Here is a 16,216-nt window from a genome sequence, read left to right on the forward strand (position 1 = left end):
TATTTTCCGCTTTCTATTTTTACTAATCTATTAAAAAATAAAATGTCGGATAAAGCTATACTCGAATATGGGGGGAAAAGGTATGAATTCCCCGTTATCAAAGGTACTGAAGATGAATTGGCCATAGATATTAAAACCTTGAGGGCCTCAACAGGAATGGTGACTATAGATCCCGGTTACAAAAATACCGGGTCGTGTGAAAGTGCCATTACCTTCCTAAACGGCGAGCAGGGAATCTTGAGGTATCGAGGATATTCAATTGAAGATTTAGCCGAGAAAGCCGACTTTTTGGAAGTAGCCTACCTTTTGATTTTTGGTGAACTGCCAAACAAGGAACAGCTGGAAAAATTCCATAGCGATATTAAAGAAGAGTCGCAGGTGGATGAAGAAATGAAAAAGATTTTGGACGGGTTTCCAAAATCGGCACACCCAATGGGCGTGTTATCTTCGTTGACCAGTGCATTGGTGGCCTTCAACCCATCTTGTGTAGACGTGTCATCCGAATCGGCCATGTACAACTCCATTGTCCGTATATTGGCAAAGTTCCCGGTATTGGTGGCTTGGACCATGCGCAAGAAAAAAGGACTTCCTTTGGATTATGGTGATGATAGCCTCGGTTATGTCGAGAACATTCATAAAATGATGTTTAAAAGGCCAAACCAAGAGTATAAGAGAGATAGGATTACTATTGATGCCTTGGACAAATTATTGATTTTGCATGCAGATCACGAACAAAACTGTTCTACATCCACTGTACGTATTGTTGGTTCCTCACATGCAGGACTTTTTGCTTCACTTTCCGCGGGTATTTCCGCGCTTTGGGGACCACTGCACGGAGGTGCCAATCAGGCTGTTTTGGAAATGTTGGAGGCGATTGAAGCCGATGGAGGTGATACCAAAAAATATATGGCCAAGGCCAAGGACAAGAATGATCCATTCAGATTAATGGGCTTTGGACACCGTGTTTACAAAAACTTTGATCCAAGAGCCAAGATCATTAAAAAATCAGCTGACGAAGTATTGGGCAACCTAGGTATTGAAGACCCTATTTTGGACATCGCCAAAGGATTGGAAAAAGAAGCTTTGGAAGACAGCTACTTTGTAGATAGAAAACTATACCCCAATGTGGATTTCTACTCAGGAATTATTTACCGAGCTTTGGGTATACCCACAGAAATGTTTACCGTAATGTTCGCTCTTGGCAGATTGCCAGGATGGATTGCGCAATGGAGAGAAATGAGACTTAGAAAAGAGCCCATTGGAAGACCAAGACAAGTTTATATCGGGGAAAAACTCAGAAGCTTTGTTCCGTTGGAAAAAAGATAAGATTTGGGACGAAAAGAATAAAAAGGGGCGATATTCGCCCCTTTTTTTGTGGGGGAACTATAGTACGGTTACGCTATTTTGATTTAAATCCTTGTCTTTGTCATAGCATATTTGCATAATACCTCTAAAGTAATGTTTCTGTATATCAGAAGTATTGTCATTTTCCATGGAACTTTTCGCCTTATGAAATGTTTGATGAATAAAATCATGTGCATCCACAGTACTTAAATTCTTCAAAGTCGACTCTAAAGATTTACGATATTTGTTAATGGATTGGTCTACCTTCATCATATTCCAATCTACATCTTGATCGTTATCCCGATTTATAGGTAGGGAACCTCCAGGAAAATCACTCTCCGTGATACAATCATCATATTTTACAGCGTAAACAGATTCCATCTGTTCTTTGGAATTAAAGTTAAAATCTTCCATTTTTTGAAACGCATTCATCCCGCTCAATGTAATGAACACTGAAGCTAGTAGAACTGATGTAAATAGCAATTTTTTCATATGTAAGAAAAATCTTATTGCAAATGTAATAATTAATGCGAACAAAAACCTGATCAAAGTCAGTTTCTTGAATTTTATTTTCATTTTAATCATTTGATATACAAATCATTGATTTAAAATTATATTCCTTTGTTTCTATAATGTAAAACCTTAATTAAAGTAGGTAATTTTATTATTTAACAAGGAGGAAATTGTAGTAAAACACTAGATTTGCTACCATATTCCAAGGATTATCCTTATCACTTTCTACGGCCGGTTTTTTGGCCATAAATGAATCGTGTATGATAGAATTGAACATTGTTGATGAGACCAGTAAACTAAGAGCCGTTATTTTGGGAACGGCCCAAAGTAGCGGACCTATACCTACTATTGATGAGGCTTACGACCCTAAATCCATAGAGCATATTAAGGCGGGAACTTATCCCAAAGAAGCGGATATGGTTAAAGAAATGGAAGGCTTTGCCCGAGTTTTCCATAAATATGGGGTGGATGTTTATAGACCGGAAGTACTTAAGGATTGTAACCAGATATTCGCAAGAGATATTGCCTTTGTTATAGAGGATAAACTGTTTCATGCCAATATTTTGCCCGATAGGGAGCGTGAATTTGTGGCCATTCGTAATGTAATGGATAAAATAGATCCCAAAAAGATAATTCGTCCACCAGAAGAAGTACATATAGAAGGAGGTGATGTAATGCCCTGGAACGACCATATTTTTATCGGAACCTATTCAGGCGCAGACTACGCAAGTTATATTACAGCACGGACCAATAGGGAAGCAGTAGAATTTATTAGGGATATGTTTCCCCATAAAACCATAAAATCCTTTGAACTCAGAAAATCCAATACCGACCCCAAGGAGAATGCACTGCATTTGGATTGTTGTTTTCAACCCGTGGGCAAGGACAAAGCCATTTTGCATAAAAATGGATTCTTGGTAGAACAGGAATATCAGTATTTGGTAGATTTCTTTGGGCCAGAGAATATCTTTGAGATCGATAAAGAAGAAATGTACCAAATGTTCAGCAATGTTTTTTCCATATCGCCCGAGGTGGTAGTTTCGGAAAAGAGTTTTACCCGACTTAACAATTGGCTTCGAGACCAAGGATTCACCGTTGAAGAGATTCCCTATGCAGAAATCGCCAAGCAAGAAGGCCTTTTGCGTTGTAGCACCATGCCTTTAATAAGAGTATAATTTTTAAACCATCCTGCTGCCACAGGTATAACCAAAACAGTAAAAGCATTGAGAAAGCAGATTACAAACACCATTCTTATGGTGCGTCCCGTAAACTTTAGGATGAACGAGCAAACCGCTGTCAACAATTATTTTCAGGAAGATCCACATCTTAAAAATGTTGAAATCAATAAAAAAGCGCAACAAGAGTTCGACCAGTTTGTAAAGATTCTTCGGGAACATGGTGTTAACGTGATTACCATAAACGATGATATGGAGCGCGACACACCGGATTCCATTTTTCCGAACAACTGGGTTTCTTTTCACGAGAACGGGATTGTTTGTGTGTACCCCATGTTTGCCGAAAACCGTAAAAAAGAACGCAGAGAAGATGTTTTTGAGTTGTTGGAGGAAAACGGTTTTGCCATCAGCAATATTATGGATTATACGGCTGCTGAGGATGAGGGGGTATTTTTGGAAGGAACAGGCAGTGTTTTATTGGATAGGGTCAACCAAAAAGCGTATTGTGCCCTTTCCGAACGCGCCCATGAAGATCTTTTTATTGAATTTTGCGAAGATTTTGATTGCTTCCCTGTTATTTTCCATGCTAACCAAACCGTTGAAGGTGAACGATTGCCTATTTATCATACCAACGTAATGATGGCCATGGCGGAGACATTTGTGGTTATCTGTCTCGATTCCATAGACGATAAAAAAGAAAGGAAAAATGTGGTCAACCATATTAAAATGGACGGCAAAGAAGTCATTAACATTTCCGAGGAACAAATGTGTCACTTTGCAGGTAACATGCTTCAGGTAATCGGGGCTAACGATCAGCGTTATATGGTGATGAGCACTCAGGCTTACAACAGTCTGACCAATGAACAGATCAAAGCTATTGAAAAGCATTGCCCAATCATTCATAGTCCTTTGGATACTATTGAAACTTGCGGAGGCGGTAGTGCCCGTTGTATGATGGCGGAAGTATTCTTGCCAAAGATTTGAACTATTTCCTTGAGTTGACTTTAGGGAGTTGTCAGATTATATATTTGCACGAATTTTCCGGAAGTGGTCTTTTTGTCATTTCGAACCGACATAAAGGAGTATGATAAATCTAGAAACAGTGGAGATTTCTCAATCGTTTCACTCATTTAAAATGACACATAAGAGCAACAAAAAAGCCACCCAAAAGTGGCTTTTTTAATTTCTTAACCAATGGTGAAGATTAGATTTTGGCAAAAAGTTTTTCCATTCTATCCTGTTCTTCTTCCGCCAATAAAGGATCTACCAAAATTCTGCCACTGTGCTCATCGGTGATGATTTTTTTGCGGCTTGCAATCTCTACTTGAACCTGTGGTGGAATAGTAAAGAAGGAACCACCGGAAGCTCCACGTTCTACGGGAACCACAGCTAAACCATTTTTTACGTTTTGGCGTATTCTTTTGTAGGCCTTTATCAAACGCTCTTCAATTTTGTCTTGGTACTCTTCAGATTTTTTCAGAAGAGCCTTTTCTTCTTTCTCAGTTTCTGCAAGAATAGCGTCCAATTCACCTTTCTTGTGCTTTAGGTGACCCTCGCGCTCGGATAATTTTTCCTTGGTTGTGGAAATCACCTCTTTTTTCTGCTCAATTTGAGCTTTGAACTCTTTAATGTTCTTTTCGGCCAATTGAATCTCCAGCTCTTGGAATTCCACTTCCTTGCTCAACGAATTGAACTCGCGGCTATTCCTTACATTTTTCTGTTGTTCGCTGTATTTTTTAATAAGCGCTTTTGACTCATCGATGAGATTCTTTTTAGCAGCAATCTCAAAGTTGATGGTCTCAACATCCGTTTTCAATTTGTCCATTCGGGTTTTAAGACCAAGAACTTCGTCTTCCAAGTCCTCTACTTCCAAAGGCAGTTCGCCTCTAACATTGCGGATTTCATCCACTCTGGAATCAATAAGCTGTAGGTCGTACAGTGCTCTCAACTTTTCTTCCACAGTGCTTTCTTTCTTGTTCGCCATATATTTATATATACTTGATGGGATTCGTTATACTCTCCGATAAAGAGACTGCAAAATTAGGATTTTTTTTCGTAAGATAATCAACCAATAAATCTTTTGTAAACTGCTCAGTTTCAAAGTGCCCAATATCGGCAATTACCAGTTGGTCTTCGGCTTGATAAAATTCGTGGTATTTAATGTCGGCGGTCACAAAAATATTGGCCCCGGATTTCTTGGCGGCACCTATTGCAAATGCCCCGCTACCTCCTAGAACAGCAACCTTGTTTACCTTGTTTCCCAGTAATTTGGAATGCCTTACCACAGAAGCATTCATTCTATCTTTTACTAAAAGTAAAAACTCTTTTTCATCCATTTCAGCGTCGAGGGTGCCTATCATCCCAATTCCCAAATCTTGATTGCTATTTTCCAGGGTAAGCACTTCGTAGGCCACTTCTTCGTATGGATGGACATTAAAAAGTGCGTTTAGAATGCTTTTTTCCTTTTCAAAAGAGTAAATGACGTTGATCATGGTTTCTTTTTCAAAATGTACTTCGCCAACTTTTCCAACAGCGGGGTTGGCGCCGTTTCCTGCCTTAAAACTTCCAGTGCCTTCCAAACTATAGCTGCAATTGCTGTACTTCCCAATTTCCCCTGCACCAGCAGCAAATAGAGCCAATTTTATAGTATCAGCATCTGCCGAGGGAGCGTAAGTGGTCAATTTTTTGATGCTTTTGGCTCTTGGAATCAGGATTTCCGGATTTTTTAGTCCCAAAACTTCGCATATTTTGGCATTGACGCCCATTTTGCTGTTGTCCAATGCTGTATGCATGCTGTATATCGCAATATTGTGGGCAATGGCTTTGATTACAACACGTTCCACGTAGTTACTTCCAGTTAGCCGTTTTAGCCCTTTGAAAATTATAGGGTGAAAGCTCACAATGAGATTACATTTTTTCTCAATGGCCTCGTCCACCACGTTTTCCAGCGTGTCCAGGGTCACAAGAACACCTTTGACTTCCATGTTTGGGTTTCCAACCAATAAACCTACGTTGTCAAACTCCTCGGCATGGGCCAATGGAGCCAATTCTTCAAGCACTTTTGCTATGTCGTTAACAGTCATTTTAAAAATGTTAAGTGGGCTAAAGATAAAATATTATATTTTCGTTCAATGCTTCAGTTGCTTCGGAAAATAGCGTTCCCGATTTCTTTGGTCTACGCCTTGGTGGTTTATGTGCGAAACTTTTTGTTTGATGCGGGTATTTTTTCATCCAAATCGTACAAAACACCCACCATTTGTGTGGGCAACCTGAGTGTTGGGGGAACCGGGAAAACCCCAATGACAGAATATTTGCTCAGGATATTGACTAACCGAAAGACTGCTGTTTTGAGCCGTGGATACAAGCGAAGATCAAAAGGATTCTATTTGGCAGGCACTGAAAGCACCGTTTTGGAATTGGGGGATGAGCCCTATCAGATTCATCGAAAATTTCCCCAAGTTGCTGTTGCTGTTGATGCCGATAGGCGTAACGGTATTGAAAAACTGGAAAGTGGGTTTGATCCAGAAGTTATTGTTTTGGATGATGCTTTTCAACATAGAAGGGTGAAACCCACTTTTTCGATTTTGCTTACCACGTATCATAATTTATATGTGGATGACTGGTATTTGCCCATGGGAAGCCTTCGCGATGCCAAAAAAGAGGCCAAACGTGCGGATTTGATCATTGTTACCAAATGCCCTGATACACTGCAGGATGTGGAATGGAAAAAGGTAATAGATAAGCTCAAGCCAAAACCCGACCAAAATGTATTGTTCGCAAAGTTAAAGTACAATGATTTTGTAACTGATGGGGGAAAGCAAAAAATCCAATTGTCAGAATTAAAGGGCAAACCATTGGCTTTGGTAACCGGTATTGCATCGCCGGAACCATTGGTGCGATTTTTAAAGTCTGTTGGAATTGTGTTTGAACATTTTGAATTTGGGGATCATCACCACTTTACGGACAGGGAGGTTGAACAATTTAAAGGGTACCAGATGGTGCTGACCACCGAAAAAGACTTTGTGCGTTTGGAAGGAAGGTTGCAAAATCTGTACTTTTTGGAAATAACCCACAATTTTTCCCGCGAAGATGAAGCGGTTTTGAAGGGCTCGCTACAGGCATTGTTTTAAACCAAACCTTCCATTTTGCTCCTAAAGATGTTTTCTCCAATTTTTTGATAGAAAACCTCTGGCTTAAATGGTTTGGTGATTACATCGTTACAGCCTGCTTCGTAAAAACTCTCCAGACTGTCATCCAAAGAAATGGCGGTCAATGCAATAATCGGGATGTTTTTGTCAAACTTTCGTATTTGCCGCGTGGCTTCCTCACCGCTTATGCCGGGCATGTGGATATCCATTAAAATGGCGTCGTAGGTATTTTTCTTGGCCAGGTCAATGGCTTCGTTGCCATTATTGGCAATATCGCAACTGATCTCTTTTTTGGTGAGCATTTTTTTTGTAATCACCTGGTTGATCTTATTGTCTTCCACAACCAATACGTGTAACCCTTTGAACTGGAATTCTTCGGGATTGAGCTCAAAAGAGATTTCTTCCCCTTCTTTGGATTCGTAATCTAGATCCATTTCAAAATAGAAGGAGCTTCCATGGCCTAACTCACTTTCAAGGTGAATGGTGCTTCCAAACAATCCCAAAAGGCTTTTAACAATGGTGAGCCCAAGTCCTGTGCCACCATATTCCCTGTTGATTTGTATGGAACCTTGTTGAAAGCTTTCAAAAATATTTTTTTGTTGCTCTTCCGAAATACCGATTCCATTGTCCCTTACTTCAAAATATAGCTTTACCTGGTCTTCATCTTTTTTCAACATTTTGGCCAAGACCTCTACTTTGCCATTTTTGGTAAACTTAAGAGCGTTGCCAACAAGGTTCATAAAAATTTGGGATAGCTTTATGGGGTCTCCCAACAATTTTTTGGGGATGGTGGGGTCGTAATCCAGGATCAGTTTTGTTTTTTTCTCGTGTGCATTTTGTTGGAGCGAATCCACAACATCATCCAGCACTTTGTGCAACTTGAATTCTATATTGAGGGGTTCCAGTTTTTCTGCATCAATTTTATTGATCTGAAGAATATCGTTGATAAAATTTAGCAGGTATTCCCCCGAGAATTTTAATGACTTTAAATGTTCTTTTTGATGCTCAGAGGGGTTCTCTTCCAATAATAGATGGGTGAGTCCCGTAACGGCATACAAGGGTGTCCTTAGCTCGTGGGTTACTGTTGATAGGAAATTTGTTTTGGCCCGCATAGCAGATACCGCTGCATCCCTTGCCAACTCCAGTTCCTTGTTTTTGGTGTAAAGGAGATCATTTGTTTTAAGCTTGATTTGATTGTTCCTGAACAATGAAACTGCCAAAAGGGAGATAATGGTTAAAAAGGCAGATGTTAATATGGCGGTTATTTCCGAACGGTTTTTGGATTCACTGAGCTCCTCATTTTTAGCTTGGAGCTTGTTGAGTTCGTTCATTTGGTGGTCGAACCGAATCTTGTCCGCGGCATCGGCATCCAACTTGGCCTTTTCCACATTGAATATGGAATCTTTTATTTGGGCCAAACCTTTGGCATATACGAGGGACTCATCGTAATTGCCGCTGGCTTCGTAAATGCCGGACAATTGTTCGTAGGCAATTTTTATCTCTTTGGAAAATCCATGCTTTTCCGCTAGTTCCAGGGCAGCTTTGGAGTGGATGATCCCGTCTTCAAGATCATCGAGGGTCACGCTTATTCTTGCTAATTGTAAGTTGGCCCTTGTGGCCAAATAGGCACGCTCTTTATCATCGGAGTTAACGATTAGGGCATGCAGGTTTTTTACAGCGTCATCGTACCTTTCAATATTGGTGTAGATACTGGCCTCAAGTAAAAGTATATTGTTGGTAAGATTCCTGTTATTGCTGAGTTTTCTGGATTCCTCCAGTTGTTTCAATGCTTGAAAGTTATTGCCTTCATCAAACCGCAGTGCGGCATCTAAATACAAGTGGAATGCTTCGCCGTAGGAGTATGAGGTATCCCTTAAAAGAATACTGGCCCTGTCCCAGTAAAAAACAGCTGTTTCTCTGTCTCCTTCCTCTAAGAACAGTCGTGCATATTGGTGATAAGTGTCCAGTAAAAGTTTGGAATCCTCATTCCTCTCAGCAATATTGGCAGCCTCGTTCAAAGTTTCTAAAGCTTTGTCCACTTTGTTTTCGTGGCGATATTGCATAAACTCATTAAAAATGGTCTTAACATCGGAGGTGGAATTGCCATCACTTTGGGCAAAAGTAAACTGGATGCATAACACTATGCACAATAGAAGCAGCGATTTTTCGCCTATCTTTTTGTTTACAAGGTTGAAGATCAAACGTAATTTTTCTTTATGAGCAAATCTATTAAATCAATAATTCTGGAGCAATATCCAGTTTCGTTGTCATACCATCCAATGATTTTTATCATTTTACCAATCACAGAGGTCATCAAAGAATCAAACGTACAAGAGTAACAACTATTGTTTATGTCGATGGAAACAATAGGGTCTTCGGTATAATTGAGTATGCCTTTGAGGCTATTTTCCGCTTGCTCCCTAAAGGTAGCATTTATTTCCTCAATAGAAGTTTCTTGGAGCACATTGAATGTAATGTCCGTAAGTGAGCCATTGGGAACGGGAACGCGTATACCACATCCGCCTATCACATCGGATAATTCAGGAAAAATACTTGTTAATGCTTTTGCGGCCCCTGTTGTTGTGGGAATTATGGATTGTCCTGCCGCTCTAGACCTGCGAAGGTCGCGGTGGGGGGCATCGTGCAAGCTCTGGTCCGATGTATAGGAGTGGACAGTTGTGATGTATGCCTGTTCTATACCGCACAATTCATTGATCACCTTGATCATTGGAGCGGCATTGTTGGTGGTGCAGGAGGCATTGGAAATTATTTGATCATCGTTGTTGATGATATTCTCGTTAACCCCTAAAACCACCATTTTAATGGATTCATCCAACGGGGGAACGGAAAGAATGGCTTTTTTGGCCCCATTTTTTATATGGAATTCCAATTCTTCCTTTGTTTTAAACTTTCCAGTGGATTCTACGACAATATCAACCTTATGCGATTTCCAGTCTATTTCCTTGGGATGATTGTGATTGAGAACGGGTATTTCCCTGCCATCAATAAGAATCAGATTGTCTTTGTGCGATACTTTGGTATTCAACACCCCGTGAATACTGTCATATTTTAATAGATGGGCCAAGGTTTCTGCATTGGCCAAATCGTTTATGGCCACTACTTTGATGTTCGGATGGTTAAGTAAAAGCCTAAAAAGGGTTCTACCGATACGGCCAAAACCATTAATACCAATGGAGATGTTTTTCATGATGATGGGGAAGGGAGCTAGTGTATGTGTTTGTGTGCTTTATACGAGGAGCGAACCAAGGCTCCGCTTTCCACATGTCTAAAGCCCATTTCCAACCCTATTTCCTCATACTTTTTAAACTGTTCGGGCAAAATAAATTGCTTTACGGGCAAGTGCTTTTTGGAGGGTTGAAGGTACTGGCCAATGGTAACCACATCAACGTCTGCCTTTCTAAGGTCTTTCATAGTGGCGATAACTTCGCTTTCCTTTTCGCCAAGACCGAGCATAATACCGGATTTGGTTCTTTTTGCTCCGTTTTTCTTTAAATAGTCCAGTACTTCGAGGCTTCTATCATATTTAGCCTGAATCCTGACTTCTCTTGTCAGCCTTTTCACGGTTTCCATGTTGTGGGAAATCACTTCCGGGGCTACCTCGATTATCCTGTCCAAATGGTTGGATATTCCTTGGAAATCAGGGATAAGGGTTTCCATGGTGGTTTCTGGATTCATCCGTCTAACGGCTTTAACGGTCTCTGCCCAAATAATGGATCCCATGTCCTTAAGGTCATCGCGGTCCACAGAAGTGAGCACAGCATGTTTAATGTTCATTATTTTTATGGAACGGGCCACTTTTTCGGGTTCTGCCCAGTCCACTGTTTCCGGTCGGCCGGTTTTTACGCCGCAAAATCCACAGGAGCGGGTACAAATGTTGCCCAAGATCATAAATGTTGCGGTGCCCTCTCCCCAGCACTCACCCATGTTCGGGCAGCTTCCGGAGGTACATATTGTATGTAGGTCGTATTTATCTACAAGTCCTCTGAGCTGGGTGTATTTTTTGCCCGTAGGGAGCTTAACCCTTAGCCATTTAGGTTTTCCTTTGGGTGGAAGAACGTTTTCTGCAACGCTTGTGCTCATACATAATAAATTTGATGTACAAAGATACGAAACTGGGAAGGAAACTTTGTGCCTTGAAGCAGGTCACTTTTTTTTGATGATCTCTGCCAAAAGTTTTTTGGCCCGGAGCAATTTCACCTTCACATTGTTCACGGGTTCGTTGAGTTCTTTGGCAATATCGGCATAGCTCATTTCCTGAAAATAGCGTAGGTTGATGACCTTTTGGTAATGTGGTTTTAATTTTTTGATGTCCTGTAAGAGATGGGCGAGGTTTTGCTCCGTGATCAAACGGTCCTCGACCGTGGGGGTTTCGTCCAATACTTTTTTTACCTCGTCCCCCCGGGAATCCATTTCGTTCATGAGGCTCCGCTTGCGTTTTCGGAGGAGGTCCACATGAAGGTTTTTGGAAATGGTGATGAGCCACGTCTTAAACTCATACGTTTTATCGTAGGTGTCGATTTTATCAAAGGCCCTGGAAAATGTCCTTATGGTTATGTCCTCTGCGTCATTTTCATTTTTGGTACGAAGTATCTGAAAACCGTAAACATCGTTCCAAAAAGTGTCCAAGAGTGTGCTAAAGGCAATCTGGTTTCCTTCTTTTGCCTTTTGTATAATCTCCTCGATGGAATCGTCGGTTTTTTCCAAAAAAATGAGCCTTACCTAAAAATTAAGAATTATTGGGTGTCGGTAACAGTATCTCTTTTACAATCTTGCTCCTCTGGGAGTTTGCCACAAAACCCGCATGCTTCCCCGTCCTTGTTCAAAAAAGGGCTTTGGCTGGCGCAAGTTCCGGCGAACTCACCGTTCTTTTTCCCCCAGATTTTAATTGCAATACCTGCAAAGGCAAGGGCCAATAACCCGATGGTAACTAATGCTAACTTCATGTTTTGACTTTTGCACAAAGGTACAAAATACCTTACTAAAGGGCGGAAGGTTTAAGGTTTCTTTAAAGTTGAGCCTTAATATTTGATGTTGGCCACGATATTGTCGACCGATGGGGTGTTGTTACCACCTTTTGGTTCAATGGTAATGTAACTTACCGCATTATCGGCATAAGGAAGCGCAAGAAGTTTATCTTTTTCATCAAAATTCTTGATTACGCCCAAGTTTACCAATTCGCCGTTGACTTCGGCCCACATTTGGAAGCATTTGTCCTCTGGGAGCTCCGGGACATTGCTTACATTGATGTAGGAAAGTTTTTTGACTGGGTTGATGTAAGCGATTGCCTTAAGTTCTTTAGCTTCACGTTCCCCTTTTACTTGGTATTTTTTTGTAGCAGGGTTATTTAGCACAATAAATTGGTTTCTCATATCTGCCAATTGGTCTTTCATATTGTTTTCCAAATACTTGATTTGGTTGGTGACCATGGTATTTTTTTCTTGAAGCGTTTTGTTTTCGTTCCAAAAGAATAGGGAGGAACCGGCAAAAATCATTATGGCGATACTGGCCGCTACGGCATAGCGCATGTACCTTTTGCTTACCATTGTCTCCTTTTTTGCGCTGGCCAATATGGTTTCTTTAAGACCTTCTGGAGTCTTTTTGGCGTACAAATTGGCAAAGGTCTCCAGATTTTTTTGGAGCATATCGTAGGTTTCCCTTACTTCGGGATACATGGCGATATATCTTTCGGCCTTTTGGGATTCTTCTTTAGTGGTATCTCCCAAAAGGTATTTTTCCAAGATATCGGATTCTAAAAATATTTTAACTTTCTCTTTCATGGTAATAGATTTAATAAAAGAAGCAAAGCCATGGTTGTACCGTAAATTTTTCCAAGTTCCCTTAGCCCGATTTTTAATCGGGACTTTATGGTTCCCAAGGGAATGTCCAATTCATCACTTGCCTCTTGCTGCGTCATTCCTTCAAAAAACAGGGCTTCAAGAACAACCCTGTACTTATCTTCGATTTTGTCCAAGTTTTCTTGGATGTCCAGATGTTCTGGGTTAATAGCCTTCACTCCAACATTATATACGTCTGAAACGTCGATTTGGATTTCCTTGTCCGATTTATTATTTACGCTCCGTAACTTATCTATGGCCGTATTTCGCACAATTCGAAATAGCCAGGTAAAAAGCTTGGCTTTTGAGGCATCGTAACTATCAGCTTTTTTCCAGATTTTGATAAAACTTTCCTGGAGCACATCTTGGGCCAAATCCTCATCTTTTACCACTTTAAAAGCAACACCGAAAAGTGTATCACCATAATTTTCGTAGAGTAGGGAAATAGCCTTATCGTCTTTTTCCGCAAGGAGTGAAACAATATGTCTCTCAATCAATGTGCTCATTAATGATGCTTTTGGTAAAATTTTTTAAGGGACCAAAATCTAAAATAGGATTTATCTCGTATATAAAACAAAGCTAAGACAGAAAAAGCATTTTGTCTTTGTTGATTTTGAATTGAAATAAGGGGTGTCACAACCCTGACAACATTCATAAATTTGGTTAGTTTGGTTTGGTATAACCCTCGTTATTGACTTCAATGCGAGGGTTATTTTATTATGTTCACCTCTGGCTGAATTTTTATTTTGAAGGTTTTCTGTACTTCATCTTGAATTTTTTTGGCCAATTGAAGTATTTCCTTGCCTGTTGCTTTGCCGTGATTCACCAAGACCAAGGCTTGTTTATCGTGTACTGCCGCATCGCCAAACTGTTTTCCCTTAAACCCGCATTGCTCAATGAGCCAACCGGCTGGAATTTTATATTGATTCTCGTCCATTTCATAAAAAGGTGCATTGGGGTTCTTTTTAATGAATTTATCAAATGCTTTTTTAGAAATAATAGGGTTTTTAAAAAAACTACCGCTGTTTCCAATTTCCTTGGGGTCGGGAAGTTTGCTCTTTCGAATGGCGATTACGGCATCGGAAATATCTTGTATGGTCGGATGCACAATTCCTTTGTTCTTCAGTTCGTTCTCAATGGAGCCATACCCCGTATGCAGCACATGATCTTTCTTGGTAAGTCTTAAAACTACCGAAGTAATAATGAATTTATCTTTTGCTTTGTTTTTAAAGATGGAATCTCGGTAACCAAACTTACATGCTTCCTTGTCAAAACCTTCCAGTTCCCCAGTTTTGACATCCATGGCGGCACAGCTCACAAAAACATCTTTGACTTCCACACCATAGGCACCAATGTTTTGGATGGGCGCAGTACCCACGTTCCCTGGGATCAACGAAAGGTTTTCGAGTCCGCCATAATCCTGTTTCAGGCTCCACATTACCAATTCATGCCAATTTTCACCGGCCATTACCTTCACCTCCACGCTGTTTTCGTCTTCCTCGACAACGGTAATGCCCTTGAGGTTAATGTGCATCACAAGGGCATCAATATCCTTGGTGAGCAACATATTGCTTCCGCCACTTATAATAAACTTTTTTGGGTACGCTTTGAGCTCCAATGTTTTCTGGAGTTGAACCAGTCCGGTAATTTCAACAAAAAACCGTGCTTTTACATCAATACCAAAGGTGTTGTAGTTTTTTAAGGATATGTTTTCCTGTATGTTCACTGGTTGTTGTACTCTGTTAAGGCTTTGCCCAAAATTTGGACAGCCCTTACAAGTTGCTCTTTTTCCAGCACATAGGCAATTCTAATCTGATTTTTTCCCAAACCTGGCGTGGCATAAAAGCCTGCTGCGGGAGCTACCATTACGGTTTTTCCACCAACCTCAAAACTTTCCAGCAACCATTGGGCAAAGTGGTCGGCATCTTCGATAGGGAGCTCTGCCACGCAGTAAAAAGCACCTTGCGGAGTGGCCACTTTTACACCTTCCAACTTGTTGAGTTCGGTAATCAATAGATTTCTTCTGGAAACATATTCCTCGATCACATCATCAAAATATTCTTGTGGGGTTTCCAATGCTGCTTCACTTGCAATTTGGGCAAAAGTTGGTGGGGAAAGTCTTGCTTGGGCAAATTTCATTGCAGTTGCTATTACCTCGGTGTTTTTGGATATCAAACAACCGATCCGTGCCCCGCACATACTGTATCGCTTGGAAACGGAGTCTACCACAATGGCGTGTTCTTCCAGCCCATCAACCTGAAGAATAGAGTAATGTTCCCTTCCGTCGTAGGTGAATTCGCGGTACACTTCATCTGCCACTAAAAAAAGATTGTGTTTTTTGACCAAATCGGCCAATTGTTCTATTTCTTCTTTGCTATAAAGATATCCAGTAGGATTCCCAGGGTTACAAATAAGGATGGCCTTTGTTTTTGGGGAGATGAGCTCTTCAAACTTGGAAATGGGGGGAAGGGCAAAGTTGTTTTCGATGGATGAAGCAATAGGTTTTACTTTAACCCCTGCGGCAGTGGCAAAACCGTTATAGTTGGCATAAAATGGCTCGGGTATAATGATTTCGTCATCGTTATCCATAATGGACCCCATAGTAAACGATAATGCTTCCGACCCTCCTGTGGTTACAATAATATCTTCGGCATCAATAAAAATGTCCCGATTGTCATAATAAGCGGCAATTTTTTGACGGTATTCTTCGGAACCCTGTGTCATGCTGTATTCAAGTACCTCAATAGTATGGTTTCGTACGGCATCCAAAGCCACCTTTGGTGTTTTGATGTCGGGCTGTCCAATATTAAGGTGTATTACCTGGGTTCCCCGTTTTTTGGCAGCCTCTGCGTAGGGTACCAATTTACGGATGGGCGATGCGGGCATTTGTGTCCCTTTCTTCGAGATACTAGGCATGTGCTAAAGTTTTCGCAAAAATGAGAAAACCAACTTTCGAAAACAACAACTTTTAAGGAATAATTACTTGCCTATTGAAATGTTAAATTAAGATGAGGTTTGAAGGCAAATACTTATATTTAATAAGGCTCTAGTTTAAGTTTGCGTTGATATTAAGATTTGATGCCTTAGGCCGATTTCACGGTACCTTTGGCGTGTGCCGGTATCCTGGACCGTCAACATGACCAGGTTCCGCAGTAGCCCGCCACTGTCCTTGAACTTCTCC

16 protein-coding genes are annotated in these 16,216 nt (G+C 40.8%); 4 read left to right on the top strand and 12 right to left on the bottom strand.

The annotated features are described in order from the left end of the window. Positions 1–42 precede the first annotated feature (42 nt). Positions 43–1,326, top strand: coding sequence for a citrate synthase (locus AC13CC_RS03540; RefSeq protein ID WP_482876208.1), 1,284 nt, complete (start codon positions 43–45; stop codon positions 1,324–1,326). Between the two features lie 57 nt (positions 1,327–1,383). On the opposite strand, the gene AC13CC_RS03545 is transcribed toward AC13CC_RS03540, so the two are convergent. Then, positions 1,384–1,758 (bottom strand): hypothetical protein, encoded by a 375-nt coding sequence (locus tag AC13CC_RS03545; RefSeq protein ID WP_326278795.1) that lies wholly within the window; start codon positions 1,756–1,758, stop codon positions 1,384–1,386. A 359-nt stretch (positions 1,759–2,117) separates the two neighbouring features. On the opposite strand from AC13CC_RS03545, the gene AC13CC_RS03550 reads away from it, so the two are divergent. Together AC13CC_RS03550 and ctlX are read left to right on the top strand one after the other, a co-directional pair. Next, positions 2,118–3,032 (top strand): dimethylarginine dimethylaminohydrolase family protein, encoded by a 915-nt coding sequence (locus AC13CC_RS03550; protein WP_326278796.1) that lies wholly within the window; start codon positions 2,118–2,120, stop codon positions 3,030–3,032. A 78-nt stretch (positions 3,033–3,110) separates the two neighbouring features. Then, positions 3,111–4,016 (top strand): citrulline utilization hydrolase CtlX, encoded by a 906-nt coding sequence (gene ctlX, locus AC13CC_RS03555; protein WP_482876213.1) that lies wholly within the window; start codon positions 3,111–3,113, stop codon positions 4,014–4,016. A gap of 220 nt (positions 4,017–4,236) precedes the next feature. Here the strand turns inward: ctlX and AC13CC_RS03560 are convergent, their stop codons facing one another. Continuing rightward, positions 4,237–5,016 (bottom strand): zinc ribbon domain-containing protein, encoded by a 780-nt coding sequence (locus tag AC13CC_RS03560; protein ID WP_293168727.1) that lies wholly within the window; start codon positions 5,014–5,016, stop codon positions 4,237–4,239. Between the two features lie 4 nt (positions 5,017–5,020). Beyond that, positions 5,021–6,115, bottom strand: coding sequence for a Nif3-like dinuclear metal center hexameric protein (locus AC13CC_RS03565; protein ID WP_482876209.1), 1,095 nt, complete (start codon positions 6,113–6,115; stop codon positions 5,021–5,023). A gap of 48 nt (positions 6,116–6,163) precedes the next feature. On the opposite strand from AC13CC_RS03565, the gene lpxK reads away from it, so the two are divergent. Next, positions 6,164–7,162, top strand: coding sequence for a tetraacyldisaccharide 4'-kinase (gene lpxK, locus AC13CC_RS03570; RefSeq protein WP_326278798.1), 999 nt, complete (start codon positions 6,164–6,166; stop codon positions 7,160–7,162). Here lpxK and AC13CC_RS03575 read toward each other — a convergent pair. From AC13CC_RS03575 to AC13CC_RS03615, 9 genes are all read right to left on the bottom strand, one after another. Next, entirely contained in the window at positions 7,159–9,339 is a 2,181-nt protein-coding gene (locus AC13CC_RS03575; protein WP_428979741.1) for a response regulator, read from the bottom strand. The two genes, lpxK and AC13CC_RS03575, sit on opposite strands and share 4 nt — an antisense overlap. A gap of 38 nt (positions 9,340–9,377) precedes the next feature. Beyond that, on the bottom strand, positions 9,378–10,388 hold the full coding sequence (gene gap / locus AC13CC_RS03580; protein WP_326278799.1) for a type I glyceraldehyde-3-phosphate dehydrogenase: 1,011 nt from the start codon (positions 10,386–10,388) through the stop codon (positions 9,378–9,380). Positions 10,389–10,405: 17 nt separating this feature from the next. Continuing rightward, a complete protein-coding gene (gene lipA / locus AC13CC_RS03585) occupies positions 10,406–11,281 on the bottom strand; it encodes a lipoyl synthase (protein WP_326278800.1) in 876 nt (291 codons plus the stop codon). 63 nt (positions 11,282–11,344) lie between these two features. Continuing rightward, positions 11,345–11,905 carry an RNA polymerase sigma factor gene (locus AC13CC_RS03590; protein ID WP_293168715.1) on the bottom strand — a complete coding sequence of 187 codons (561 nt, stop codon included), beginning with the start codon at positions 11,903–11,905 and terminating at the stop codon, positions 11,345–11,347. Positions 11,906–11,934: 29 nt separating this feature from the next. Continuing rightward, on the bottom strand, positions 11,935–12,144 hold the full coding sequence (locus AC13CC_RS03595; RefSeq protein WP_293168713.1) for a membrane or secreted protein: 210 nt from the start codon (positions 12,142–12,144) through the stop codon (positions 11,935–11,937). A 75-nt stretch (positions 12,145–12,219) separates the two neighbouring features. Beyond that, positions 12,220–12,978: an anti-sigma factor gene (locus AC13CC_RS03600; protein ID WP_293168711.1), complete on the bottom strand. Its 759-nt coding sequence runs from the start codon at positions 12,976–12,978 to the stop codon at positions 12,220–12,222. Further along, entirely contained in the window at positions 12,975–13,541 is a 567-nt protein-coding gene (locus tag AC13CC_RS03605; RefSeq protein ID WP_326278801.1) for an RNA polymerase sigma factor, read from the bottom strand. The genes AC13CC_RS03600 and AC13CC_RS03605 overlap by 4 nt, the downstream gene beginning before the upstream one ends. 203 nt (positions 13,542–13,744) lie before the next feature. After that, entirely contained in the window at positions 13,745–14,761 is a 1,017-nt protein-coding gene (murB, locus tag AC13CC_RS03610) for a UDP-N-acetylmuramate dehydrogenase (protein ID WP_326278802.1), read from the bottom strand. After that, the gene (locus AC13CC_RS03615; RefSeq protein ID WP_326278803.1) at positions 14,758–15,951 is read right to left on the bottom strand and encodes a pyridoxal phosphate-dependent aminotransferase; all 1,194 of its coding nucleotides are present in this window, start codon (positions 15,949–15,951) and stop codon (positions 14,758–14,760) included. Before AC13CC_RS03615 ends, murB begins: the two co-directional genes overlap by 4 nt. Positions 15,952–16,216: the final 265 nt, after the last annotated feature.

This window comes from Flagellimonas sp. L-11 (genome assembly GCF_056857735.1).